The sequence below is a fragment of the Pandoraea sputorum genome (assembly GCF_000814845.2).
Classification (GTDB): Bacteria; Pseudomonadota; Gammaproteobacteria; order Burkholderiales; family Burkholderiaceae; genus Pandoraea; species Pandoraea sputorum.
The window spans coordinates 5,588,037-5,613,278 of sequence record NZ_CP010431.2 but is presented as its reverse complement, the minus strand read 5'-3'; the positions used below and the strand labels follow the sequence as shown (position 1 = coordinate 5,613,278).

Below are 25,242 nucleotides of genomic sequence, written 5' to 3'. Positions count from 1 at the left end.
AGATCATGAGCCTAATCAATATTGGCATGAGCGGGCTGAACGCCGCCCAGTTCGCCCTCAGCACCACCGGCAACAACGTCGCCAATGCGGGCACGGCCGGTTACAACCGTCAGATCGTCGACTATTCGCAGGCCGCGAGCCAATACGCCGGTGTCGGCTATCTGGGTTCGGGGGTGCTGGTGAACGACGTCTCGCGCGTGTACAGCCAGTTCCTGTCGAACCAGACGAATCAGGCACAGACCCAGTACAGCCAGCTCAACACGTACTACCAGCAGATCTCGCAGATCAACAACGCGCTGGGCAGTTCGACGACGGGCCTGTCGGCCACCATGTCGCAGTTCTTCACGAACCTGCAGAACATCGTGTCGGCCCCGGCCAACTCGGCCACGCGCGCGACCGTCGTGTCGTCGGCGCAAACGCTCGCGAGCATGTTCCAGTCGCTCTCCGGCACGCTGTCCACGCTGCGCTCGAGCACTAACGCCAGCATTGCCCAGTCGACCGACCAGATCAACGTCTACGCCAAGCAGATCGCGCAACTGAACGACGCCATCGTGCAGGCGCAGGCCAATGGCGGCGGCGCGACGCCGAACGACCTGCTCGACCAGCGCGATCAGGCGGTTGCCAGCCTGAACGCCATCATCCAGACCAACGTGGTCAAGGCGCAGGACGGCTCGTACAACGTCTACGTCGGTAACGGCCAGTCGCTCGTGACGGGCAACTCGGCGTACCAGCTGACGACCATGGCGTCGACCAACGACCCGTCGGAACTGACGATCGCGTACGTGACGCCCAACGGCACCAAGGTGCCGGTGCCGGAATCGTCCATCACGGGCGGCTCGCTCGCCGGTCTGCTGTCGTTCCGCAGCGGGGCGCTGACGCAAGCCCAGAATTCGCTCGGTCAGATCGCCCTGTCGCTCGCGGGCACGATGAACGCGCAGAACAAGCTCGGTCTGGACCTGTACGGCCAGCTTGGCGGCAATCTGTTCACGGTGCCGAACCCGACCATCGTCGCCAATACGAAGAACTCGAACGGCGCAGTGCTCAATTCGACGATCACGGACGCCTCGAAGGTCACGGCCAGCGACTACAACGTCACGTTCGACGGGACGACCTACACGATGACCCGTTCGTCGGACGGCGCGAAGTGGACCGCCCCGGTGCCCGGCACCCCCGGCGCTCCGCTGGCGTTCACGGACAGCAGCGGCAAGGCGTTCGACGACGGTTTCAACGTCACCGTGGGCAACAACGTTGCGGGTGACAGCTTCACCATTGAGCCGACGCGCAATGCCGCTGGCAACATCGGTGTGGCGATCACCGACCCGGGCAAGATCGCCCTGGCCGCGCCGATCCTCGCGTCCACGCCGACGACCAACACCGGCTCGCTCAAGACCGATCAGGGTTCCGTCGACGTCAATTACCTGTCGAACGTGCTGACCGCGCCGGTCTCGTTCACGTTCAGCAAGAACGCCACGACCGGCGCAATCACACTGGTTGCACCCTCGCCAATGACCGTGACGGTCAACGGCACGACGACCACGTACGCGGCAGGTGACACCGTCCCGTACGACGCCACCAACGGCGCGAAGATCACGATGAACGGCATGACCGTGAACGTGAGCGGCACGCCGGCCGACGGCGACAAGCTGACGATCTCCCCGAACGCTGCGGGCGCGACGACGGACAACCGTAACGGCCTCGCACTCTCGGCGCTGCAGAACGACAAGACCAAGGTCGGCGGCAAGGACAGCTATGCGTCCGCCTACGCCAATCTGGTTTCGTACGTCGGCTCGACCACGAACACCTACAAGGCGACGAGCGCCGCGCAGCAAACGCTGCTCACGCAGGCGAAAAGCGCCCAGCAGTCCAATTCCGGCGTCAGCCTCGACGAAGAGGCCGCCAACCTGATCAAGTTCCAGCAGCTCTATCAGGCCAACTCGAAGGTCATCCAGACCGCGTCGCAGCTGTTCGACACGATTCTGCAGATGGTCAACTAAGGCTGAGGAGACGGAAAAATGCGTATCAGCACCAGCATGATTTTCGATCAGGGGTCGTCGGCCATGAGCCGCAACGTCTCCGATCTGCTCAACACACAGGCACAGCTCTCGTCGGGCAAGCGCGTGACCACGCCGAGCGACGATCCGCTCGCGTCGGCACAGGCCGTGGCCGTGTCGCAAGCTCAGGACATGAACAAGCAGTACGCGACGAACCGCGGTTCGGCGACGACGGCGCTTCAGCTCGAAGACCAGACGTTCGGCAGCATCGTCAACACGCTGCAGCACGTGATGTCGCAAGTGATCGCCGCAGGCAGCCCGTCGCTCAACGACAACGATCGCACGGCCATCGCCACCGATCTGCAATCGAGCTACCAGCAACTGCTCTCGCTGGCCAACACGACCGACGCGAACGGCCAGTACTTGTTCTCCGGCTTCATGGGCAGCTCCGCCGCCTACGTCGCCACGCCGACGGGTGCCACTTACGCGGGCGACACCGGTCTTCGTTACGTGCAAGTGAGCAGCGGACGTCAGATTCCGATCAACGACATCGGCTCGAACATCTTCCAGGCGATTCAGCCGGCCACCGCCAGCACGGTGATCAGCGGCAGCCTGTCGAACACCGGCACGGCCACGTTCACACCGGTCTCGACGACCGATGCCAGCAACGCGGCGGCCAATCACCAGTTCTCGATCAGCTTCGCCATCGACAACACGACCACGCCGCCGACGACGAATTACACGGTCAAGGATCTGACGGACACGACCGCAGCGGATGTGACGGGCGCGTACACCTCGGGCCAGCCGATCACGTTCGCAGGCAAGTCGGTGACGTTCACGGGCGCTCCGGCCGCGGGCGACACCTACAACGTCAATCCGGCAGGCAAGTCGAGCACGAACGTGTTCGACAACCTGCAAGCGCTGATCAACACGCTCAAGACGCCGATCTCGGCGCAAGGTCAGGCCGGTTCGGCCAATCTGAGCAATGCGCTGACCACGTTCAACCAGATGTTCAGCAACACCTACGACAACGTGACGACCGTTCGCACGACCGTGGGCTCGCGCTTGAACGAGATCTCGACGCTCAACGACATCGGTAGCGCCAACGATCTCGCTTACACGTCGCAAATGCAGGACCTGCTGGACGTGGACATCATCTCGGCGACGAGCCAGTTCGCGCAGCAGCAGGCCGCGCTGCAAGCCTCGCAGCAGACCTTCATCCAGACGCAAAAGCTCTCGCTGTTCAACCTGCTCTGATCGCAGATCGCTGAAACGAAACAGGCCACCTTCGGGTGGCCTGTTTCGCTTTGGGCGGCGCAGACGTCGGGTGCCGACGTAGCTGAGACGCTATGCCTTCGGCACGAACGCGGCCGTGGCGCGCATCATCATGTCGATGCCGATGGACACGAAGTGGTCCATCACCGGCGCGAGGCGCGGCATCATCAGTTCGAGCACCACGAGACCGACGCCGAGCGTGAGCGGAAAGCCCACGGCGAAGATGTTCAGTTGCGGCGCGGCGCGGTTCAGAATACCGAGCGCGAGGTTACAGATCAGCAAAGCGGCGACAAGCGGCAGCGACAACATCAGCGCCAGTGTGAACAACTGCCCGCCGAGCATGGCGAGGTAATGCCAGCCCATGACCGAGATCGGCGTGCCCGAGATCGGCAGCACCGTGAAGCTCTGCACCAACGTGGCGTACATCACCAGATGCCCGTTCGTCGCGAGAAAGACCAGCATGATCACGACGTTGAGCAGCATGCCGAGCACGGCGGTGCTGCCGTCGGCGTTGGGGTTGAGCAACGTGGCGAAGGACAGGCCCATTTGCAGGCCGACGAAGTCGCCCGCCATGCTCACGGCGGAGAACACGAGTTGCATGCACCAGCCGAGCGCCGCGCCGATCATCATTTGCTGCGCGAGAATCCAGAGACCTTCCCACGAGAACGGCGAGACCGACGGCGCCGGACCAATGACCGGTGCGAGCGTGAGTGCGACGATGCCCGCCAGCCCGATCTTCACGGTGGCGGGCACGCGCGAGTCGCCGAAGATCGGCGCAGTCATGGACAGCGAGAGCAGGCGGACGAACGGGAACAGGAACGTCGCAATGACGCCCGAGAGCTGGTCGTAAGTGAAGCTGATCAAGGCTGGCCGATGCCCGATGCCCCGGCTTACCCGACGAGGCCGGGAATGCCGGTGAGCAACTGGCGCATGTAGTCGACCATCAGGTTGAGCATCCACGGTCCTGCGACCACGAGCGTGATGAACACGGCGAGCAGCTTGGGGATGAACGACAGCGTCATTTCGTTGATCTGCGTGGCCGCCTGAAACAGGCTCACGAGCAGACCGGAGACGAGGGCGACGATCAGCAGCGGTGCGGCGAGCAGCAGGCAGACCTGCATGGCCTGATGGGCCAGCGCCATCACGGTTTCCGGAGTCATCTCGGTGGCCTCCCCGCTACGTCGTGAAGCTCTGGGCCAGCGAGCCCAGCAGCAGTTGCCAGCCGTCGACCACCACGAACAGCATCAGCTTGAACGGCAGTGAGACGGTGGACGGCGAGACCATCATCATCCCCATGGCCATCAGCACGCTGGCCACGACCAGGTCGATGATCAGGAACGGAATGAAGATCGTGAAGCCGATCTGGAAAGCGGTCTTCAGTTCGCTGGTGGCGAAGGCGGGCACGAGAATGCGCATCGGCACATCTTCCGGCCCATTCATCGGCGGTGTCTTGGCGAGCTTGGCGAACAGGGCGAGGTCCGCTTCGCGCGTCTGCTTGAGCATGAACGAGTGAAACGGCTTCGCGCCGGTGTCGATGGCCTGCTCGAAGCTGATCTTGTTCGCGGCGAATGGCTGGTAGGCGTTCGTGTAGACCTGATCGAACACGGGCGACATGACGAAGAAGGTCAGGAACAGTGCGAGGCCGATCAGGATCTGGTTCGGCGGCGACGTCGTCACCCCGATGGCATGACGCAGCAGCGAGAGCACGATGATGATGCGCGTGAAGGCGGTCATCATCAGCAACATCGCGGGCAGAAAGCCCAGCGACGTGAGCAGCAGCATCGTCTGCACGGACAGCGAGTATGTCTGTCCGCCGCCCGGTGCGGGCGTCGTGGTGAAGGCGGGCAGGGTGGCCTGTGCGAAGGCACTGACGGGCACCGTCAGGCCGATCAGGCAAAGCAGGCACGCGAACAGGGCGAGCGCGAGGCCCGACTTCAGACGGGCCGTCGGACGAAAAATATGCGCCGGGTCCGGTGCTTGTCCGGCCAGCAACACGCCGCGTGACATCAGGTGTCCTTTTTCATCGTTTCGCGCAGCTTTTGCGCAAAAGCTTGCGCGGCGCGATTGGCTTGCGCACCCGGATGGGTGACGGCAGGGGCCGGTGATTCGGCGACATGGTCGGCAACGCGCTCGGCGTCGATCACGTGAAGACTGCGGACCTGACCCGGTGCCACGCCAAGTACGACCCAGTCGCCAGCCACTTCCACGACGACCACACGCTCGCGTTGTCCGACGGCCGCGCTGCCCACGATGCGCACGTTACCCCCGCCGAGCGGGCGTTGCAGACCGAAGCGCTTTGCGAGCCACGCCAGCCCGAAGAGCAGCGCCAGCACGAGCACGAGGCCGAAGCCCGTTTGTACGATGCCTGCGCCGCCGAGGCTCGGCACGGCCGCCGCTTGCGAGGCGGTGCCTTGAGCGTGAGCTATCGAGACGGGGAGGAGGGCCATGGCAGCCATTGCGGCCGGACCGGTCAGAAGGCAGAGCGGGCGTGTCAGCTTCTGCATGGCACTTGCGGCGCTTGCCGCAGCGCGCCCCACGGGCGTGCCGCGGACTTTCAAAGCAATCATCGGTTGAGCTTACGGATGCGTTCGGATGGCGTGATGATATCAGTCAGGCGGATGCCGAACTTGTCGTTCACGACCACCACTTCGCCCTGGGCGATGAGGCAACCGTTGACCAGCACGTCCATCGGTTCGCCGGCCATGCCGTCGAGTTCCACCACGGAACCCTGTGCGAGTTGCAGCAGGTTCTTGATGGCGATTTTGGTGCGGCCCAGCTCCACGGTCATCTGGACCGGGATGTCGAGGATCAGATCGATGTCGTTGTGCGCGGCACCGGCCGGATTACCGGCGGTCGCGGCGAGCGGCTGGAACACGGGGGCTGCCGCAGGTTGGGGTGCAGCGGCAGGCGCCGGCTCCGAAGCGGTCTGCTCGGCCATGGCACTGGCCCACTCGTCCGCCATGGCCTGGGCGTCTTCACCGGGCGTTTGAGGGGTATCGCTCATCACTCGTTGTCCTTGCTGTAATCGCTGTGCGAATGGTTGATCATCTGGTTCACGCGCAGCGCGTATTGACCATTGAAGACGCCGTAATTGCAGTGCATCACGGGCACGCCGTCGACCTTGGCTTCGAGCACCTCAGGCACGTCGAGCGGGATCACGTCGCCCACGCGCATGTTGAGCAGCTGCGAGAGCGTCATGTCGAACTGGGCGAGATTCGTCACAATTTCCACATCGGCGGCCTGCACCTGCTGCGAGAGCAGACGCACCCAGCGCTTGTCGACTTCGAGCGTTTCGCCTTGCAGCGGGCTCGAGAGCTGGTCGCGCATCGGCTCGATCATCGAGTACGGCATGCAGATGTGGAATTCGCCGCCCACCGAACCGAACTCGATGTCGAACGTAGTCGTGACGACGACTTCGTTAGGCGTGGCGACGTTGGCGAACTGCGTGTGCATTTCGGCGCGCACGTATTCGAACTCGACCGGGTACACCGGCTTCCATGATGCCCCGTAGTTCTCGAACACGAGGTCGAGCAGGCGCGCGATGATGCGTTGCTCGGTCTGCGTGAAATCGCGACCTTCGACGCGGGTATGGAACCGGCCGTCGCCGCCGAACAGGTTGTCCACCACGAGGAACACGAGGTTCGGATCGAACACGAACAGCGCCGTGCCGCGCAGCGGCTTGATGTGGACCAGGTTGAGGTTGGTCGGGACAGGCAGGTTGCGAATGAACTCGCTGTACTTCTGCACGCGCACCGGGCTGACCGAAATTTCGGCGCTACGGCGCATGAAGTTGAACAGCGCAATGCGGAACAGTCGCGAGAAGCGGTCGTTGATGATTTCGAGCGTGGGCATGCGCCCGCGCACGATGCGCTCTTGCGTCGCGATGTTGTATGGCCGAATGCCGGAATGATCTTCCGACTCCGACCGTTCATCCTGTTCGCCGGTGACACCCTTCAGAAGGGCATCGACTTCTTCCTGCGACAGGAACTCCTCATGCGCCATGAATCACTCACTGAATTACAAACGCGGTGAACAGGACGTCGCCCACGGCTTGCTGCGGCATGTTGGCTGCGAACGGCTGTGCGACCAACGCACGGATCTCGCTTGCCAGACGGCGTTTGCCGTCAATCGTTGCGAGATCCTGCGGCTGCTTCGACGACAGCAACAACAACACTCGGCTACGTACTTCGGGCATATGTTGCGTTATGCGGGCCTGCGTTTCGGCATCTGCCACCTTGAGCGAGAGGCCGATGTGCAAGTAACGCTCGCCGTCTTCGCCCGAGAGGTTCACCGTGAACGGATCCATGCCGACAAACACGGGCGGCGGCGGGGGCGGCGGTGCTTTGGCCGCTTCGCTACGTCCGGTCAGCAAATACACGGCCGTTGCCGCGCCGGCCGCTGCCATGAGCGCTACCGCCACGATCAACAGAATCCATTTGCGCATGCCCCCTCCGGAGGGAGCCGCGGCTTGCGTCGGTGCGGGATTTGCCATGTATTCGCCTGCTATTGGGTAGTGATTGTCGGCCAACCCGCCCAGGGGTGATCGGCCGAAAAGAAGGGACAATCGCGTCTAACTCGCGTCTTTGTCTTAACGGCAGAAAAACCCGCTTGCTTTAGGGTGCTTTCCCGCCACACCGCGGCGCTGCTTCACTCGGTCGCACCGGTGGCGACGGCTGGCAGCCCGCATGGCATGGCGATTTGCGCCGACTTCTGCGCCGGTTACATGATCGGCGCCAGTCTCAGGAAAACTTACGCGAAGGTGTCCACGAAGCCGTTGCTGGCGCGCACCGGGACGTTCACGGTCGTGGCGATCGGCGCGTCGTCCGCCGACTGGCCGAAGCCCGGCGTGCCGCGTCCGTTGCCATTGCCGCTACCGTTCCCGCCGCCATTGCCGTTCGCACCTTGCTGCGCGAAGGCCTGCTGTTGCGAGCTGTCGCTGCTCACGGTCGCATTGCCGAGGGCGATGCCATTGTTGGCAAGGCTGTCGCGCAACTGCGGGAGCGCAGCCTGAACGGCGTCGCGCACGGCGGCGTGTTGCGAGACGAACATGGCCTGCGCCGAGTCGTTCGCCACGTTCAGCACCACGTGCAGCGGACCGAGATCGGGCGGGTTCAGGCTCAGTTGGGCCGTTTGTGCATGAGCGCTCGAGAGCCACACGACTTGCTGCGAGAGCTGGTTGTTCCAGTCCTGCGTGCCGACACGTGCGTTCAGCGCGAGGGCGGCGGGCAGGTTGGCCTGCGCTTGCAACTGCGGCTGGGCGTCGACGGCCGGGGTGGCGCTTTGTGCGGCTTGCACGGCCGCTTGCGTCGCGGCGGTGGCGGCCTGCGATGCAGTGTCGCGGTTGCCCTGAGCCTGTGCCAGTGCGTCGGCCACGCGTTGTTGTGCCTGCGCATCGGTACCGGCGACCGGCATCGCGGCCTTCGCGTCCGTCGCGGCAGGCTGGGCGGTCGTTGCCGCGTGTGCAGTGGTGGCGTTCTTCGCCAGCGTGTCGAGCGAGATGCCGCCCGTCGGGCTGGTCGTCGATGCCGCCGGGGTGACGGTGCCCTTGACCGGTGCGCCGGTGTTGGCAGCCGTTGTCACCGGTTTGGCGTCGGCATCGGTGCCTGCGGGCGGCTGGCCGGTCAGTTGTGCGGCACCGGCGGCTTGCATCGCACCGGCGACAGCCGCGGTGATGGCTGCACCCGTGCCCGACTTGCCGTCGGTGGCCGTGGCGACCGCGTCGCCCGTCGGCGTTGCCGGGGCGGGGGCTGCAGTTTGCAGCGGCGCGTTATTCATCGCGGCGAGTGCGACAGCCAGTGCTGCGGCCGGATCGCCCGGGGCAGCGGTGGCCGTTTGCGTGTCGTCTTCCTCGTCCTTGCCATCATCGGCATTCGACGATTTCGAAGGCTTGTTCGAAGCGTTCGTTTGTCCGGTCTGCCCGGTCTGGCCCGACTGCGCCGTCTGACCGGTTTGACCGGACGACGCGTTGTCGGTCGACCGGGTGCTGTTCGACGAATCGTTGGACGACGCATTCGTCTGCTTGGTCTGCCCGGCCTGCGCGACGTTATTGTTCGTGCTGCTGGCCGAGGGCTGGACGGTCTGACGCGTTTGCTGCGAGAGCACCGTGGAGAACGGCAGCACGCCGGCGTCGTCGTTGTTCGACGAACCGGCGCGGTTCACGGCTTGCCGGGCAGCACCGGCGGCATCGGTCAGGAAGCTCAGAATCGACATAGTGGGCCCCTCAATTCCTTCAAATCGGTGATTCGGCACGACGGCGCAGGCTGCGCGCGGCGTACTCGTCGTTTTCTTTCTGCTCGCGACGCGCCACGCGCACAGCGGTGCGGGCTTCCTCGCGCGAGGCGAGCGTGCCGAAGGAGTTCAGGCGGCGTTGCTGTGCCTGCCATTCCCGGCGCGCGACGGTGAGGCGCTCTTCCGCTTGCTGAAGCAGCATGGCCTGCTGTCCGATGGCGGTGTCGAGCGTATCGATGAATTGCTGGAAGTTGCGCCAGTCGCATCCGGCCATGCCCTGAATCGTTGCCGTCTGCATGCGCGTGCGGTACTCGTGACGATACTGACGCAGCGCTTCGAGTTGACGCTCGACTTCGGCGCGTTGCGTCTGACGCTCGCCAAGCAGGCGCGCAGCTTCGTCCACGTCCTTCTGGGCGAGTTCGATGAGCAACTTGAGGGGCAGGGTGGAATTCATGGCCGCCTCCAATTAGTGGAACAGTCCGCGCAACTGCTGCACGGCGTCCGGATAACTGGCCCGCTCGCGCATTCCCTGTTGCAGGAAGCTTTCGAGACGGGGATACAGCTCGATCGCCTGATCGAGCATCGGGTCGCTGCCCGGCGCGTACGCGCCCACGTTGATGAGGTCGCGGTTGCGCTGGTAGCGAGAAAGCATCTGCTTGAAGCGACGCACCGTATCGAACTGCGCGTCGTCGATGAGTGCGGCCATCGCCCGGCTGATCGACTGTTCGATGTCGATAGCGGGGTAGTGACCCGATTCCGCGAGCTGACGCGAGAGCACGATGTGCCCGTCGAGAATGGCGCGGGCCGAGTCGGCGATGGGGTCCTGCTGATCGTCGCCTTCGGTCAGCACGGTGTAGAACGCCGTGATGGACCCGCCGCCGTCCGGGCCGTTACCGGCACGCTCGACCAACGCGGGCAGCTTGGCGAACACCGAAGGCGGGTAGCCCTTCGTCGCAGGCGGCTCGCCGATGGCCAGTGCGATCTCCCGCTGCGCCATCGCGTAACGGGTCAGCGAATCCATGATCAGCAGCACGTCTTTGCCCTGATCGCGGAAATACTCGGCCAGCGTCGTGGCATAGGCCGCGCCTTGCAGGCGCAACAGCGGTGAGACATCGGCGGGTGCGGCCACGACGACCGAGCGCGCCAGACCGTCCGGCCCGAGAATGTTCTCGATGAAGTCCTTCACTTCGCGTCCGCGCTCGCCGATCAGGCCGACGACGATCACTTCGGCTTGCGTGAAGCGGGCCATCATGCCGAGCAGCACGCTCTTGCCGACGCCCGAACCTGCGAAGAGACCCATGCGCTGGCCGCGTCCCACGGTGAGCAGCGAATTGATGGCGCGTACACCGACATCCAGCACCGACTCGATGGGCGCGCGACCCAGCGGGTTGATCGGCACCGACGCGAGCGACGCGCTGTCGGTCATGCCGAGCGGGCCGAAGTCGTCCAGCGGACGGCCGGCGGCGTCGACCACGCGCCCGAGCAGGGCTTCGCCCACGGGCAGGCGCTTGCCGTTGTGACGTTGCGAAGGGAGCGGGCCGTCGGCGGCAGGTTCCATCGGGAACACGCGTGCACCGGGCAACAGTCCGGCGACTTCCGTCTGCGGCATGAGGAACAGGCGATCGCCACCGAACCCGACGACTTCGGCTTCGGCCGTAGCCGGTTCGCGCGAGGCGTCGTGCACGGGCAATTCGATCAGGCAGCCCGCGCCGACCGGCAACCGCAGGCCGACGGCTTCGAGCACCAGACCGGCGGCGCGCGTGAGGCGGCCGCAGCGGCGCGTCGGCTCGACGGCGTGTACGTGCGCGATGCGCTCGCGCAACGTGTTCTGCCAGCGGCGCAGGTGTGCGTCGCGCGCGAGTTCGCGGGCGTTCAGGGCGTTGTGCGGCGGTTGGGTTGCGGCGGCCGACTTGTCGGCGTCGGTCGAAGCGTCGTCGTTCGTTTGCGCGGCAGCTTCAACATCGGCGTCGGCGGCGTCTGCGTCGCCATCATGATCGTGATCGTCGGGCTGTAGCGCACCGGCCTGCACCGTATGCGTGTCGATCTCATCCCACAACCGCACGGTCGGCGTGGTGCCGTCGTTCGCCGGGGCGGGCGTGGACGGCGTCGCCTCGTCATGCAGATTCTCGGTGCTGGGCAGCACCGGCGCATGCGCGGAGAGTGGGGTGAGTTCGGCGTTTACCACGGCAGATCCTTGCCCAGTGCGGCCATGACGCGCTGCCAGCGAGTCGCAATGGTGGCGTCGACTTCGCCGCTCGCGGCTTCGGCCTTGCAGCCACCGCGTTCGATGGCGGGGTCGGGACGCACGGTCCAGCCAGCGGCACGGAGTTCTGCACCAACATGCGACTCGACGAGTTCGACGTCTTCCGGATTGAGCAGCAGACGCGGTGAGCCCGTCAGCGGATCGTTGGCCAGCAGATCGCGCACAATCGGCAGCAGCGTTTCCGGGCGAATGGCCAGCGTCTGGTGCAATGCCTGACGCGCGATGTCGAGCGCCAGTCCAAGCAACGGCTCGGCGACTTCGCGGTCGATGGCGTTCACGGCGTTGCCGAAGCCATGCGCGATATCCGCGAGTTGTGCGGCGCGCGTGTCGACTTCGTGCTTTCCGTCTGCCTGACCTGCGGCATAGCCTTGCGCATGACCTGCGGCATAGCCTTCGGCGTGTCCCGCGGCGCGCGCTTCTTCGCGCCACGCGGCGATCTGTTCGACGAGCGCGGGATCGTCCAGCGGGCTGGGCGGTTGCGGCGGTGGCGGGGCCGGGGGCGGCGGCGGGTCGAACGACGCCATCTCCCAGCGTTGCCAGGCAGAGAGGCGTTCCTTCGGGATGATGGTCGACATTCGCGCGGGCCCCGTTTCGTTACACGTACGCGTCGTCGCCGCGGCCGCCGATCATGATGGCGCCCTGATCGGCCAGGCGCCGCACGACTTGCAGCACCTTCTTCTGTTCGGCTTCGACTTCCGAGACACGGACCGGTCCGCGCGATTCCAGGTCTTCGCGCAACAGTTCGGCCGCACGGGCCGACATGTTCTTGAAGAACTTCTCGCGTAGCTCGGACGGTGCACCCTTGAGCGCGATGATGAGCGACTCGGACTCGATTTCCTTGAGCAGTACCTGAATGCTGCGGTCTTCCACATCGAGCAGGTTTTCGAACACGAACATCTCTTCGACGATCTTCGCCGCGAGGTCCGAGTCGTAGTTGCGCACGGCTTCGATGACCGACTCTTCGTGCACGCCGCCCAGATAGTTGAGGATTTCCGCAGCGGTACGCACGCCGCCCATCGGGCTGCGCTTGATGTTTTCGCTGCCCGAGAGCAGCTTGGTCAGCACGTCGTTCAGTTCGCGCAGTGCGGCGGGCTGAATGCCGTCGAGGGTGGCGATACGCAGCACCACGTCGTTACGCAGACGTTCCGTGAAGAGCGCGAGGACTTCCGACGCCTGATCGCGGTCGAGGTGCACCAGAATCGTCGCAATGATCTGCGGGTGCTCGTGGCGGATCAGTTCGGCCACAGCCGTCGAGTCCATCCACTTCAGCCCTTCGATGCCGCTCGTGTCGCCGCCCTGCAGAATGCGTTCGATCAGGCCGGCGGCCTTGTCGTTACCCAGCGCCTTGTTGAGCACCGAGCGAATGTATTCGGACGAATCGAGCGACAGCGCCGAGTGCTGTTCCGCTTCGAGCACGAAGTCCTGCAGCACGTCGGCGATCTGATCGCGCGTGACTTGTCGAAGCTGAGCCATCGCTGCGCCGAGCTTCTGCACTTCACGCGGCGCGAGGTACTTGAAGACCTCCGCCGCTTCATCTTCGCCCAGCGACATCAGGAGGATGGCGCTGCGTTGGAGTCCCTCAGCCGCGCTCATCGCCACCACCCACCCATGCTTTGACTACCGTTGCCACGATCTTCGGATCCTGTCGCGCCACTTGACGCGCGTACTGCAAGTTACGTTCGTATGCGCTGAGTTCGCCGCGCTTGCCGGGTTCGCCGTCTGCGCCTTCGCCTTCACCGCCCTCGGCGCCTGCTGCACCGCCCGCACCGGCTGCGCCTGCCATCGTCGGCTCGGCCGGCGGCGGCGGGGTCAGGTGCTTACGGATGGCCGGACGAATCACGCCGAACCACAGATAGAGACCGATCAGACCGATCAGCACCCACTTGCCGACCTGCTTGGCCAGTTCGATGTTCTGACGCTGGCGCCACCACGGCAGATTCGCTTCCGGATCTTCTTCGACCGTGAACGCGCTGTTGACGATATTGATCGTGTCGCCGCGCTGGCCGGAGAAGCCGATGGCTTCCTTCGACAGATTCTGAATCTGGTCGAGCTGCGCTTGCGTGAGCGCCACCATCGCGGGCTTGCCCTTGGCGTCGGTGCCCGGACGGTAGTTCACGACAATCGCCGCCGACAGGCGCTTGAGGCCGCCGGTCGCCTGCTGCACGTGACGAATCGTGCGGTCGACTTCGTAATTGGTCGTGGCGTCCTTGCGGTCGCTGCGCGGGCCTTGCGGGGCGCTGGCGGCGCTTGCCGGGTTCGCACCTTGCTGGGCGAACTGCTGTTGTTGCTGCTGCTGCGTGATCGGCGCGGTGGCCTGACCCGGCGGCTGATTCGAGAGTGCGCCCGGCACGCCGCCGGCCGCGTTCGCACCGATCTGCGAGGCTTCGCTGCTTTGCTGGCTACGAACGGCTTGCTCGCCCGAGTTCGGCTTGTAGTTCTCGGACGTCTGCTCGACCTGATTGAAGTCGACGTCTGCCGTCACTTGTGCGTGGACGTTGCCCGGCCCGACGATCGGATTCAGGATCGCTTCGATGCGGCGTGCGTAGGACTGTTCGAGTTCGCGGACGTATTTGAGCTGGCTGGCGTCCAGACCCAGCGCGTTACCGCTTTGCGCGGAGAGCAGATTGCCGTTCTGGTCGAGCACCGTCACGTTCTTGACAGGCAGTTCCGGCACGCTCGAGGCCACCATGTGCACGATGGCGCTTACTTGCGCGTCGTCGAGCACGCGGCCCGGATAGAGCGTGACCAGCACCGAGGCGCTCGGCTTTTGCTGTTCGCGGACGAACACCGACGGTTTCGGGATTGCGAGGTGCACGCGAGCCGCCGACACGGCGGAGAGCGATTCGACCGAGCGCGCGAGTTCGCCTTCGAGGGCGCGCTGGTAATTGACCTGTTCGGCGAACTGGCTGATACCGAACTTCTGGTTGTCCATCAGTTCGAAGCCGACCAGACCGCCCTTGGGCAGGCCTTGGGAGGCCAGACGCAGACGGACGTCGTGCACCTGTTCGGACGGCACCAGAATGGCCCCGCCGCCCTCGGCGAACTTGTACGGCACGTTCATCTGCTGGAGCGACGTGATGATGGCGCCGCCGTCACGATCGCTCAGGTTGCTGTACAGCACCTTGTAATCGGGGGCGCGGCTCCACAGGAAGACGGCAATCAGCAATGCGACGATGGCCGCGCCGCCGATGAGCAACGGCAGGCGCTCACGCGAGCGCAACTGCGCGAGCAGGGGCGGCTTGGCGGCGACGTCGGCCGTCTGGGTGGCGGCGTTCATGCGCGGCTCCACGCCAGGGGCGTTGTGATGACGGTCATCGCGGTGGAAGTGCTCACTAACATGCGACAGAATTCTCCGGGTACGCGTGGCGTCGGGCGCACATCCTCAAGTGGCTAAGGATTGGAAAGAAACCTGGTACAGGTGCGCACGATGCCGATGGTCCTGATTATTCGTTGGCGAATGTGGAATCGTTCTGAGGATTAGGCGGGTCTTTTCCCGTTAATTAAGCTATTGAGGGCTTGCCAAGGGGTGGTAAGCTCCGACGTGACTGATAAAAGGCAATCCGGTGTGATCTGCGCGTGTTTCGCGGGGTGCCGGGGTTGTTGTATCGACGCATCGACATAAGCAAGGACAAGCGAAATGGCCATTCCGGGGATCGAATCGGTACTGCAGAAGCTGGGCGGCGTAGCGTCGCAGGCGGCGGGCTCGATCATGGGCACGTCCAACGCCGGTGCGGGTGCCGCATCGAAGACGGGGGGTTTTGCGTCCGAACTCGAGGCATCGCTCAAGCGCGTGTCGGCATCGCAGAACGGTGCCGAAGCTCAGGCCAAGGCCTTCGAAATGGGCGAGCCGGGCGTGGCACTGAACGACGTGATGGTCGACCTGCAAAAAGCCAACATCGGCTTCCAGATGAGCCTTCAAGTGCGCAACAAGCTCGTTTCGGCCTACACAACCGTGATGAATATGCAGGTGTGATGGCTGGCTGAACGGCTGCTGAAAGAGCCCCGTCTTTGACGGGGCTTTTTTGTTTTGAGACGAGAGATGTAGTGAATTCCGGTCAATGCCAAAGTTGAGCGCCGTGCAGAAATCGCATGATTTCGTTGCGCGACAGATCCGCTCGGTGGCGATAGATCGCGAGATATGGCGTGCGTCGTATGAGGAATTCACGAGTTCCCATGACACGGCCCCGACGGCCTAGGTTTGGATAACGCTGAAGCCAAAGCACTTGAGCGGAGATCTCGCGAGACTGTCGACCGGGCGCCGCGGCAGTTTTTGGCAGCAAATACCGGTAGGCGTCATAGCGCTCGTTTGCCGCACGACGTGTCCAGACGATAGGAATCACTCGTCATCGCCCCCGACCGGCTTGCCAGTTGCCGCCTCGACTTCTTCGTTAGAAATCCACTCCGTGTCGGGGGCATCCGCCTCGCGAACGGCTTCCTGAATCGCCTGCAAGACCCAGTTGTCATAGTCCGCCGCGCGTAACGCCGAAGGATTCGGGATCACGGAGAATTCGGTGATACCCAATGCGAGTAGGAAATCGGAGACGTCGCTCAATGTTGCAAAGGCTCTTGCAGCAGTCGATGTCGTGTCCGCCAGCAATCGAATCTCATCGTCGGCGATGACTTCGATTCGCCAGAATTCCGCCTCCGACACCGCAAACACGCCGGACTTCCCTGCGGCTATCCAATCGAGAAATGCGTCGTGCGTAAGCGTCGGCATAGGCGGGAACATGAAATGTGAAGCGCAAGGTTTTGCGCCGGACCGACGTGCGTCGGGAAAAGCGGTGATTTGCATAGTCTTCGGTCAAAAAAGCGATCTATAGAGACGGGCGTTCCGCGTGAACGTCCGAAGACTCATGCTATTGACCTGTGCATACGACGTGATGGACGTGTCGAATCTCGACGCTTCGGCAGCGCCAAATTCCTCAGAAAATCAAGCGATTAGCGTGGGCTCGGATGAAGTGCAATTCGGACACTTCACGCCACACACGCATCAAACGTGCATGGCGCGACCTAGCGCTTGCGGTGTCAGGCGGAAGGGGGGGACGCGGGGAATGGTGGCGGGTTTTCGGCGGATGCGTCGGCCGGGACTTCCGGGGGCAAGATGCCCGGCGGGAGCGGGGGCGGCTTGCCGCCGCGTCCGGCTTCCAGCTTGTAGAGCCATGCCAGCAGTTCGGCGACCGCCTGATACAACTGTGCGGGAATTCGCTGGTCGAGGTCGACCTGCATCAGCAGACTCACCAGCTCCGGCGACTCGTGCACGTACAGGCCATGCTCGCGTGCCGTGCGCACGATGGTCTCGGCCAGCAGGCCGTAACCCTTTGCGACGACGCGCGGGGCCGAATCCTTCGCGCCGTAGGCGAGGGCGACCGCAGTGCGGCGTTCCGGTGGCAACGTCATGCTTCACCTCCGGTTTTCGGCGCGGTATCCGTTACGGGAACGGGCAACGCTGCGACTTCGACATCGGTGGACGGTACGCCGGACAGACCGGACACAGTGGCGTCCCCCTGCGCCGTTACCTCAGCGGCATCGTCCAGCGCACCGAACGACAACTGACTCGCGATCAGGCCGACGGCCGCCAGCCGGTGGCGCAGGTCTTCGCCTTCGTTCGACAGCACGTCTGTCGAGGCTGTCGAGTCGGTGAGCAAGCGTGCCTGCAACTGCTGACCTGACAGGCCCAGCGTGACGTCGATGGTCCCGAGCGACGGCAGCGTCAGACGCAAATGCGTGTGCCACGTCGACGGCGCGGCGGCTTCGCCCGGCGCTTGCTGCCCCGGGCGCTCTTCGACGCGCCACTCCATCGGCGCGCCGGGCCATGCCATGCCGTTCCACTGAAACTGCGGATTGACCAGCATGTCGAGCTGCTGACGGACCAGCGTCACGCTTTCGGCCGGTGTATTCGCGACGGCCGCAATCGCGCCCGCCGCACCGTGCTGTTGTGCATTCGGCGACGTGCCGCCCGCCGCCAGCGCGGCATCGCCGCCATCATGTCCCGTCGGCAGCACGCTGCTCGTTGTATGCGCCACGCTCGCGGCATGTGCGAGCGCGGTCGCAGTGTTCGGAAGATTCGCACTGGCGCGAAGTCCGCCGTCCGCACCGTCGCTCTGCGCCTGCGGTGTACCGGTGCCGGGTTGCGCAGGCGTGGAATTCGGCGTGGCCGACGGTAGCGTCGATGTCAGGGCGGACGGACTCAACGTCGGCCAGCCGGTCGCCAGCGCAGCCTCGCCGCCTGCCGGGCCGAGCAGGCGCGTCAGCGGCCCGGGTCCGGGCAGCGTGGCGTCCGCACCGGCGGCGCGCAACTGCGCGGCAAGATTGGCGGACGCTGGCCAACGCAACTGCGGCTCGGCCTGTAACTGCTCGAACGAGCGGCTACCCGAGGCCCATTGCGACAGATGCGATTCGTAGAAAAGCCCACTCGCCGACAAGGCTTCCTTCAGTGCGGCGGCAACGAGCGGTGCGAGCGCGGGAGCGCCCGTGCCGGGCGCCGCAGGCCATACAGGCGCGCTCGCCTGCACGGGGCCGGGCGAGTCGGGGGCAAGACGCAGAATGGTGTCGATGGTGCGCGCGGCGGCGGACAGGGTCGCCTGCTGAACCGGCGTGGGGACACGCGCTGCCGTCTGCGATGTCGCATTGCCCAGCGCAACGGCCGTGGGTGAGGTCCGGGTTGCGAGGTCGCCGAGTGCAGAAGTGGCGTCGCCCGTCGGCTGTGAGCCGGCGATAGCGTTGGGCGCGGTCGTCGAAGATGCCCCTTGCCCAACGCCGAGCAACGAGTCGAGCCGCCGTGCGAGTGTCGTGGCCAGAACCGAGTCGAGACCGGCCATGCCTTACTCCGAAATGTGGGCGATGTGACGCGCGGCGCGCGTCAGGCGCCCAGGTTCAGGCCGTAGACTTCGTGCAGGGCACGTTGACGGCGCGTGCTGTTGATCATAGCGTCCAGGTGCGCCAGATGGGGCACCGCGAGATCGCGAATGGCGGCATCGTCGGCCAGAATGCGGCGGATGATGGCGTGCTTGCGCGTGCGCTCGTCTTCGGACAACGGCAGATTGGCGTCGAGCTGCTTGATCGAGTCGACCTGTGCACGATACTGCGTCTCGAGATCGATGAGGGCATCCCAGTCGCCATCGCGCGCCACACCGAGCATGCGCTCCGTGAGACCGGCAATACTTTCGTAGCAGTTCAGCAAAGTCGTGGCTTCATTCATAGCGCACTCCGGTGCCCGCCTGAGCGGCGGGGGCACCCGTGCCGGCAGCCGGGGCGATCGCTCGCCAGGCCGATGCAATCGTCTCGAGCAGGGTGTCGACTTCTTGAATCTTGGCCACGTCGTTCTCGAGGTTGGCTTCGAGAAGACGTCGCCCCATGTAGTCGTAGAGATCACGCAAATTGCGCGACAGTTCCCCGCCGACTTCCATATTCAAACCATCGCGCAGCCCGCCGATGATCTCGATGGCTTTCGAGATGGCTTGCCCGCGCTCGACAATATGGCCGGCTTCGAAGTGAATGCGTGCTTTGGTGAGCGCAGCCTTGGCACCGTCGAACAGCATCACGATGAGCTGGTGCGGGCTCGCGGCGACGACGCCGGTTTCGAGCCCGACTTTACGATACGCATTGGCGGCGTTCTGACCGTACATGACCCTTTGCCCCGCTTACTTCGAAGACGAAGAAGAAGAACCGCCGAGCACCTGCTTGAGGTAGTCGCTGGTGTTCTGGAGCTTGGCCATCGTCGCGTCGAGCGCCGTGAACTGGGCCAGATAACGGTTCTGCATCTGCGTCATCTGCCCTTGCCAGTCGGTTTCCTGCTGCTTGATCTGCTTGATCGACGTATTCAGGTTGTTCGTCGCGCTCGTCACCGCGCCCTTCGCGCTCAGGAAGTCGCCGACCTGCGTATTCAGCAGCGATGCGAAGCCCTGCGAGAAGCCGATGTTGCCGCGATTGCCCGTGGCCGTGCCCGACACCGTGATCTTGAGGCCGTCGATCGGGGTGCCCGCAGCGCCGGTGAGTGTCTGGCCGCTGCCCACTGCGGTGAAACCGCCGATGGTACCGACGACGTCCAGCCCGGTCGTTGTGTTGTTGCCGTTGAACAACTGGTTGTACGCCGAGCCGCCCGTGACGATCACTTTCGACGCCGAGCCGTAACGGTTCGACGTAATCGTCAGAATGCCGTTGTTCGACGCCACCGACACGCCCGATTGCGCGGTGGTGAACTTGTTGTTGCCGTTGATTGCGGCCTGAATGGCCGATGCCAGCTTGTCCTGCGTGTAGGTACCCGGCGGAATCAGCACGCTGGCGATGTTGCCGTCGAGCGAGATCTGAAGTTCGTTGCTGCCAGCGGTAATCGTGGTCGTCGCACCCAGCGTGATGGCGCCGGTGGTGGTGCCTTGCGTGGCTGCCTGCGAAATGTTGATGCCGTACTGGCCTGGCTGCGTCGCGTTCGTCGAACTGGTGAAGCTCACCAGGCTGTCGGTCGTCTGACCGTTGGTGGCGAACAACGAGGCCAGCGCGTTGAAGCCGTTCGTCGAGTTCATCGCCTTGTTCAGGGCGGTGGTGTCGACGGACAGCGTGCCGTCCTTATTGAAACCGACGCCGACCTGAGCGAGCGATGCGAGACCCGTCGAACCGACGCCCGGCAGCTTGCCGTTAAGAATCTGGGTCAGGCGGTTCTGCACGAGTTGGACCGTCGAGTCGCCGATCAGCGGACCGTTGTTCGCGCCGTTGCCCGCCGAGTCGAACGCGGTGAGTTTGCCGATCGTCGACTGCAAGGTGTTGTAGGCCGAGGCAAACGACTGCACGGCTTGCGTCACAGCCGCGGAGTTGCGGCTGGTCGTCACCGTGGTCGAGCCGACCTTCGTCAGATTGAGCGTGACGCCGGTGACCGATTTGGTCACGGTATTCGTGGCGCTGGTGACCGCCAGACCGTTGATGGTCAGGTTGGCGTTCTGCGCGGCGCTCGTTTGCGTCAGGTTCTGCGTGCCGGTCGGATCGTTGGCGAGCAGGTTGGTGACCGTGGGGTCGCCGCCAGCGGCCACGTCGACCTTCATGCTCATGTTCTGGCCGGTCGTCTTCGACGTGAGTACGAGACGATAAGGCGTGCCGCTGCCGTCGTTGACGATCGTCGCCACGGCGTCGCCGTTCTGGGCGTTGATCGCATCGCGAATACCGGTCAGCGAGTTGTTGGAGCTGTTGATCGTGAGATTGATCGGCGAGGAACTGGCGTTGGCGGCGAAGCTCGCGCCCGAATATTTGCCGTCCGTCAGTGTGCCGCCCGTGATCGTGCCCAGGGTGATCGTCACCTTGGTCGACGTGCCCGTGCCGATCGTGCTCGTCTGGCTCGAAAAGCCCGATGTGGTCAGACTTTGCGCCTGAGCGAGCTGCGAGACGTTGACGGCCCACTGGCTAACGTTGGCCGTCGAGTCGGCGGTGGCCGACAGGATTGTGTTGTCGCCGACAGCCGCTGCGACTTGCAGAAACTGCGAAGCACTGGAGAGTGTGCTGAGCGAGGTCTGGAACGCAGACAACGCCGATTGCAGCTGGCCGATGGCGGAAAGCTTCGTGTTGTACGCCGCTTCCTGGTTTTGCAGCAGAGTGAGCTTGTTCGTGGCAGGTGTCATCAGACTCTTGACGAGTGCATTGACGTCCAGGCCTGACCCGATCCCTGGGGAGGAAATTGTGCCCGGTCCGTTAGAAGTTGCCATGATGTGCTCTCACTCCGTTGAATTGATCGTTGCTACCCGGACCGCCCGAAAACGCGATGGTCCGTAAAACACGCGGCGGCGGCACCGTTTCGCAGTGACGCCGCCGTCGACCCGGCGAGCTTGCGCTCACCGGGTGTGTCAAGCACTACTCCGGTATTACTGGAGGAGCTTGAGCACTTGCTGCGGCAGCTGGTTCGCTTGCGACAGCATCGAGATACCAGCTTGTTGCAGGATCTGCGAGCGGGTCATGTTAGCCGTTTCCGCTGCGTAGTCCGTGTCCTGAACGCCCGAACGTGCCGAGGTCAGGTTTTGCGTCGTTGCCGACAGGTTGCTCACAGCCGACTGGAAGCGGTTTTGAATTGCGCCCAGCGTTGCGTTGAACGAGTCAGCCGTGCCGATGGCGGCGTCGATCTGAGCAACCAGCTTCGTTGCCGAGTCAACCGTCAGTGCGTTAGCCGTCGAGAGGCTGCCGCTGACTGCCGAGCTGCCTGCTGCCACGCCGATTTGCGTCAGCTTGGCGGCGGTGCCACCGACCGTGAAGTTCTGGCTCGAGACCAGGTTCAGCTTGCCGGTCGAGTCGACGAATGCCGTCACGCCGCTGCCGCTGGCGCTGATGGCGTCAGCCAGTTCGCCCACAGTCTTGAACGTGCCGGTGATCGACGTTGCCGTGGCGGAGCCAGCAGCTTGCAGCGTCAGGTCCGTGCCCGTCAGGGTCAGCGGCGACAGAGCCGTCTTCACACCCGTCGACGCGCCCGTACCCGTCGTTGCAGCCAGGGTAGCCGGCACGGTGATGCCGGTCAGGCCCGTCGTCGTCATGTTGATGGCGGCGGCGGTCGTGTTCGTGAAGTCGATTTCACCGGTCGTCGCGTTGGCGGCGGCGATGTTCGTACCAGCAGCGGTGTTGATCGCGGCGGCCAGGTCGGCTGCCGTGTTGTACGTGCCGCTTGCCACTGCCGTGCCACCGACCGAGATCGTGTTGGCAGCGTCGAGCGTGATCGAACCGAACTTGGCAGCCGTCGTTGCCGTTGCCAGAGCAACGCCACCGATCGAGCCAGCGCCCATGTTCTGGCTCAGCGAGACCGAGATCGACTGGCCGGCGTTGGCGCCAACCTGGAAGTTCGCCGTGCCCATCGTGCCGTTGAGCACCGACAGACCGTTGAACTGCGTTTGTTGTGCCGTGCGGGTGATTTCCGACAGACGTTGCTGAACTTCCTGGTCGATAGCGGCGCGGTCCGAAGCCGAGTTCGTGGCGTTCGTTGCTTGCACTGCCAGCGTACGGATACGTTGCAGGTTGTCCGAGATCGACGACAGGCCGCCAGCAGCGGTCTGCACCAGCGAGATGCCGTCGTTGGCATTGCGCTGAGCTTGCGTCAGACCGTTGATCTGCGACGTCATACGGTCGGTAATGGCCAGACCGGCGGCATCGTCAGCGGCGCTGTTGATGCGCAGACCCGACGACAGACGCGTGATCGACGTTTGCAGGCTGGATTGCGACGTGCTCAGGTTACGCTGGGCGATCGTCGAGAAGATGTTGGTATTGATGACAGATGACATTTAGCCACTCCTTTCCCAAAATTTTTTGGCTCCGGCTTAAGCGCCGTAACTTTGGCTCACCAGCCAATCGCCGAAAGCCGCCGTTGTAGGGGATATCGGACGGCCATTGGGAAAATTTAGGGTGGTTTTGCAAAATGCTTTGCCCGCCCCCATCGACTTGCCATGTCGATGTCGGAAAAACGCTAGTAAGCCAGTCTACAAAATTCCTCCACGATTGATCCGTCAAGGAAAGGGGCAATGTGCCGCCTATTCATGCCCTGTAAGGCTCGGAGAGGTGATGCGACGCTGACGGCCGTCGGCGATTCCCGATGGCGTGGTCGGTCATTCTCAACCGGCGGCAACCCCGGCCGGTGGACGAAAAAAATTTTCTCGTCGCCGTGAAAATTCCTCTAAAGCGCGTGACGCGACCCTCGAATGCGCCGTCGGAAATGCACGTGGCCCGCAATCGCGGGCCACGAAGTGAGTACTTAGTTCTTGGGATTCCCGGCGGAATCTGGCAGGAAATGTGGTGACGCTGTCGCGTCCCTCGCCGTGATCAGGCGCAGACCGGACCCATCTCGGCACTGACCAGACCGTGCTGCATGACGTAATAGGTCAGCTCGGCGTTGTTATTCAGACGCATCTTCTCTAGCAGACGGGTGCGGTACACGCTCACGGTTTTGACCGAGAGCGACAACGCGTTGGCGATGTCGGTGAGGCGTTTGCCCGAGCCGATCATGCACAGCGTCTGGTATTCGCGGTCCGACAGGCGTTCGTGCGGGGGCTGGTCGGCGTCTGGTCCGAGGTAGTCGGCGAGCGTTTCGGCGACCATCGGGCTCACGTACTTGCGACCCGCGGCCACTTGTCGCACGGCCGAGACCAGTTGCTGGGCGTTCGAGCGCTTGCTCAGGTAACCGGCGGCGCCCGCCTTGAGCGCGCGCAGCGCAAACTGACCTTCGCCGTACATGCTAAAGATCATGATCGGCAGACGCGGGTGTTTGCGTCGCAGGGTCTTGAGAATCTCGAGACCGTTTGTGTCGGGCAGCGAGATATCTAGTAGGACGATGTCCCACTGGGCTGCGTCGGTCATCTCCAGCGCTTCTGCGCCGCAGTCGGCTTCGCCAATGACGGCGATGCTCCCGCTATCGGAGAGCAATTGCCGGACGCCCTGGCGCACGATGGCGTGGTCGTCGACGATGAGCACTCTAAGCGTCATGATGCGTATCCGTGAAGAGCAAGCGATTCCGGGCCGTGCTGGCCGGTCGGGGCAGGCAGGATCTGATGCCAGGGAAGCCGTGCGCTGACGAGCGTCCCCGATCCTTGAACACTGCCGATACGTAGCGTGCCGCCGAGCGCCGTGCAGCGCTCGCGCATGCCAACCAATCCGAAATGTCCCTGCTTGCGACGCGAGCCGCGGGCCAGCCCGCAACCGTCGTCGGAAATCGTGAGTTTGAGTGAACGGTGGCTGCCATCGAGCGCCACGACCACGCGCGTGGCGCGGGCATGACGGGCAACGTTGGTCAGCGCTTCCTGGGCGATGCGATACAACGCCAGCACCGCGTCGGGAGTGAGGTTCGCAACGCGCTCGCGCGTTACGTCGTCGCAGCGCCAGATGCACGTGAGACCGCTTTGCTCACTGACGCCGCGCAGCCAGGCGCGCAGCGAAGTGACGAGGCCCGCGTCGAGCACGGGCGGGCGGTTGCGTCCGACGAGTTCGTCGGCCGCGTCTTGTGCAGCGTTCGCTACGTTCTGAATCTGGGTGCAGAAGGATTGCCACTCGGCGGCGTCTGCGGGCGCGCGCGTCGCCAGACGTGCGACGACCAACTGCAATGCCGTGAGGTGAGCGCCGAGCCCGTCGTGCATCTCCTGCGCGAGTCGTGTGCGCTCGGCTTCGCGCGCTGCGTCGATCTTGCGTGCGACGGATTGCGCGAGCGGGCGGGGCGATGCCTTCGAGGCGGCGCGCGCTGCACGCGAGGCGGGCTCCACCGGCGGTGCGCTATCGCATGTGGGTTGTGCGGGTTGTGCCGATTGATCCGTCACCGCCTGCGGCGTCGAGGCGCGCGTGTGCAACGCGTCGTCAATCGACACGCGACGTCTCGCAGCCTGTGCGGCAGGATCGACGAGAAACGGCATGGAGGCAAATCCCTGAGAGAAAAAGTCCCGTGCCGCAACCCACGCGGCGAGACCCACATTCAATTTAACAAACTTTACATTTCGTCACAATTACACGCGGCGGGCACCCGCATGGTTGACAGCGATGCGTAAC

General features: G+C 64.1%; 26 protein-coding genes. 3 read left to right on the top strand and 23 right to left on the bottom strand.

Annotated elements, in window-relative coordinates:
• Nucleotides 1-5: 5 nt before the first annotated feature.
• Together flgK and flgL are read left to right on the top strand one after the other, a co-directional pair.
• Nucleotides 6-1,994 (top strand): flagellar hook-associated protein FlgK, encoded by a 1,989-nt coding sequence (gene flgK / locus NA29_RS24880; RefSeq protein WP_039394022.1) that lies wholly within the window; start codon nt 6-8, stop codon nt 1,992-1,994.
• 18 nt (nt 1,995-2,012) lie between these two features.
• On the top strand, nt 2,013-3,248 hold the full coding sequence (gene flgL, locus NA29_RS24875; RefSeq protein WP_039394019.1) for a flagellar hook-associated protein FlgL: 1,236 nt from the start codon (nt 2,013-2,015) through the stop codon (nt 3,246-3,248).
• Between the two features lie 90 nt (nt 3,249-3,338).
• Here flgL and fliR read toward each other — a convergent pair whose 3' ends face one another.
• From fliR to fliF, 13 genes are all read right to left on the bottom strand, one after another.
• Nucleotides 3,339-4,130 carry a flagellar biosynthetic protein FliR gene (gene fliR / locus NA29_RS24870; RefSeq protein WP_039394016.1) on the bottom strand — a complete coding sequence of 264 codons (792 nt, stop codon included), beginning with the start codon at nt 4,128-4,130 and terminating at the stop codon, nt 3,339-3,341.
• 26 nt (nt 4,131-4,156) lie between these two features.
• Entirely contained in the window at nt 4,157-4,426 is a 270-nt protein-coding gene (gene fliQ, locus NA29_RS24865; RefSeq protein WP_039394013.1) for a flagellar biosynthesis protein FliQ, read from the bottom strand.
• 16 nt (nt 4,427-4,442) lie between these two features.
• Nucleotides 4,443-5,273 carry a flagellar type III secretion system pore protein FliP gene (gene fliP, locus NA29_RS24860; protein ID WP_039394010.1) on the bottom strand — a complete coding sequence of 277 codons (831 nt, stop codon included), beginning with the start codon at nt 5,271-5,273 and terminating at the stop codon, nt 4,443-4,445.
• Nucleotides 5,273-5,713, bottom strand: a complete 441-nt coding sequence (gene fliO, locus NA29_RS24855) for a flagellar biosynthetic protein FliO (RefSeq protein WP_095178584.1) — start codon at nt 5,711-5,713, stop codon at nt 5,273-5,275. The genes fliP and fliO overlap by 1 nt, the downstream gene beginning before the upstream one ends.
• 116 nt (nt 5,714-5,829) lie before the next feature.
• Nucleotides 5,830-6,270: a flagellar motor switch protein FliN gene (gene fliN, locus NA29_RS24850; RefSeq protein ID WP_039394006.1), complete on the bottom strand. Its 441-nt coding sequence runs from the start codon at nt 6,268-6,270 to the stop codon at nt 5,830-5,832.
• A complete protein-coding gene (gene fliM, locus NA29_RS24845; RefSeq protein ID WP_039394002.1) occupies nt 6,270-7,268 on the bottom strand; it encodes a flagellar motor switch protein FliM in 999 nt (332 codons plus the stop codon). The genes fliN and fliM overlap by 1 nt, the downstream gene beginning before the upstream one ends.
• 7 nt (nt 7,269-7,275) lie before the next feature.
• Nucleotides 7,276-7,710, bottom strand: a complete 435-nt coding sequence (gene fliL / locus NA29_RS24840) for a flagellar basal body-associated protein FliL (protein WP_231965115.1) — start codon at nt 7,708-7,710, stop codon at nt 7,276-7,278.
• Between the two features lie 305 nt (nt 7,711-8,015).
• Nucleotides 8,016-9,476 carry a flagellar hook-length control protein FliK gene (locus tag NA29_RS24835; RefSeq protein WP_052252383.1) on the bottom strand — a complete coding sequence of 487 codons (1,461 nt, stop codon included), beginning with the start codon at nt 9,474-9,476 and terminating at the stop codon, nt 8,016-8,018.
• 19 nt (nt 9,477-9,495) lie between these two features.
• Nucleotides 9,496-9,948 (bottom strand): flagellar export protein FliJ, encoded by a 453-nt coding sequence (gene fliJ, locus NA29_RS24830; protein ID WP_039401735.1) that lies wholly within the window; start codon nt 9,946-9,948, stop codon nt 9,496-9,498.
• A gap of 12 nt (nt 9,949-9,960) precedes the next feature.
• Nucleotides 9,961-11,538, bottom strand: coding sequence for a flagellar protein export ATPase FliI (gene fliI, locus NA29_RS24825; RefSeq protein WP_408636069.1), 1,578 nt, complete (start codon nt 11,536-11,538; stop codon nt 9,961-9,963).
• A gap of 134 nt (nt 11,539-11,672) precedes the next feature.
• On the bottom strand, nt 11,673-12,332 hold the full coding sequence (gene fliH, locus NA29_RS24820) for a flagellar assembly protein FliH (RefSeq protein ID WP_039393997.1): 660 nt from the start codon (nt 12,330-12,332) through the stop codon (nt 11,673-11,675).
• A 19-nt stretch (nt 12,333-12,351) separates the two neighbouring features.
• On the bottom strand, nt 12,352-13,350 hold the full coding sequence (gene fliG, locus NA29_RS24815; protein ID WP_039393995.1) for a flagellar motor switch protein FliG: 999 nt from the start codon (nt 13,348-13,350) through the stop codon (nt 12,352-12,354).
• Nucleotides 13,337-15,034: a flagellar basal-body MS-ring/collar protein FliF gene (fliF, locus tag NA29_RS24810; protein WP_039393992.1), complete on the bottom strand. Its 1,698-nt coding sequence runs from the start codon at nt 15,032-15,034 to the stop codon at nt 13,337-13,339. Before fliF ends, fliG begins: the two co-directional genes overlap by 14 nt.
• Nucleotides 15,035-15,394: 360 nt before the next feature.
• Between fliF and fliE the strand changes: the two genes are divergently transcribed.
• Nucleotides 15,395-15,730, top strand: coding sequence for a flagellar hook-basal body complex protein FliE (gene fliE / locus NA29_RS24805; protein ID WP_039393989.1), 336 nt, complete (start codon nt 15,395-15,397; stop codon nt 15,728-15,730).
• An 82-nt stretch (nt 15,731-15,812) separates the two neighbouring features.
• Here fliE and NA29_RS26620 read toward each other — a convergent pair whose 3' ends face one another.
• From NA29_RS26620 to NA29_RS24755, 10 genes are all read right to left on the bottom strand, one after another.
• The gene (locus tag NA29_RS26620) at nt 15,813-16,097 is read right to left on the bottom strand and encodes a type II toxin-antitoxin system RelE/ParE family toxin (protein WP_084104114.1); all 285 of its coding nucleotides are present in this window, start codon (nt 16,095-16,097) and stop codon (nt 15,813-15,815) included.
• Complete coding sequence (locus NA29_RS24795; RefSeq protein ID WP_039393987.1) at nt 16,094-16,474, bottom strand: hypothetical protein; 381 nt, start codon at nt 16,472-16,474, stop codon at nt 16,094-16,096. Before NA29_RS24795 ends, NA29_RS26620 begins: the two co-directional genes overlap by 4 nt.
• Before the next feature lie 308 nt (nt 16,475-16,782).
• Entirely contained in the window at nt 16,783-17,154 is a 372-nt protein-coding gene (locus tag NA29_RS24790; RefSeq protein WP_052252382.1) for an EscU/YscU/HrcU family type III secretion system export apparatus switch protein, read from the bottom strand.
• A complete protein-coding gene (gene fliK, locus NA29_RS24785; RefSeq protein WP_039393985.1) occupies nt 17,151-18,575 on the bottom strand; it encodes a flagellar hook-length control protein FliK in 1,425 nt (474 codons plus the stop codon). The genes NA29_RS24790 and fliK overlap by 4 nt, the downstream gene beginning before the upstream one ends.
• Before the next feature lie 41 nt (nt 18,576-18,616).
• Complete coding sequence (locus tag NA29_RS24780; RefSeq protein WP_039393982.1) at nt 18,617-18,955, bottom strand: flagellar protein FliT; 339 nt, start codon at nt 18,953-18,955, stop codon at nt 18,617-18,619.
• Nucleotides 18,948-19,382, bottom strand: a complete 435-nt coding sequence (gene fliS / locus NA29_RS24775) for a flagellar export chaperone FliS (protein WP_039393971.1) — start codon at nt 19,380-19,382, stop codon at nt 18,948-18,950. Before fliS ends, NA29_RS24780 begins: the two co-directional genes overlap by 8 nt.
• 15 nt (nt 19,383-19,397) lie before the next feature.
• Nucleotides 19,398-21,443, bottom strand: coding sequence for a flagellar filament capping protein FliD (fliD, locus tag NA29_RS24770; protein WP_039393970.1), 2,046 nt, complete (start codon nt 21,441-21,443; stop codon nt 19,398-19,400).
• A gap of 156 nt (nt 21,444-21,599) precedes the next feature.
• A complete protein-coding gene (locus tag NA29_RS24765; protein WP_039393967.1) occupies nt 21,600-22,997 on the bottom strand; it encodes a flagellin N-terminal helical domain-containing protein in 1,398 nt (465 codons plus the stop codon).
• A gap of 535 nt (nt 22,998-23,532) precedes the next feature.
• Nucleotides 23,533-24,192, bottom strand: a complete 660-nt coding sequence (locus NA29_RS24760; protein WP_010807699.1) for a response regulator — start codon at nt 24,190-24,192, stop codon at nt 23,533-23,535.
• Nucleotides 24,189-25,109, bottom strand: coding sequence for a sensor histidine kinase (locus NA29_RS24755; RefSeq protein ID WP_052252380.1), 921 nt, complete (start codon nt 25,107-25,109; stop codon nt 24,189-24,191). The genes NA29_RS24760 and NA29_RS24755 overlap by 4 nt, the downstream gene beginning before the upstream one ends.
• Nucleotides 25,110-25,242: the final 133 nt, after the last annotated feature.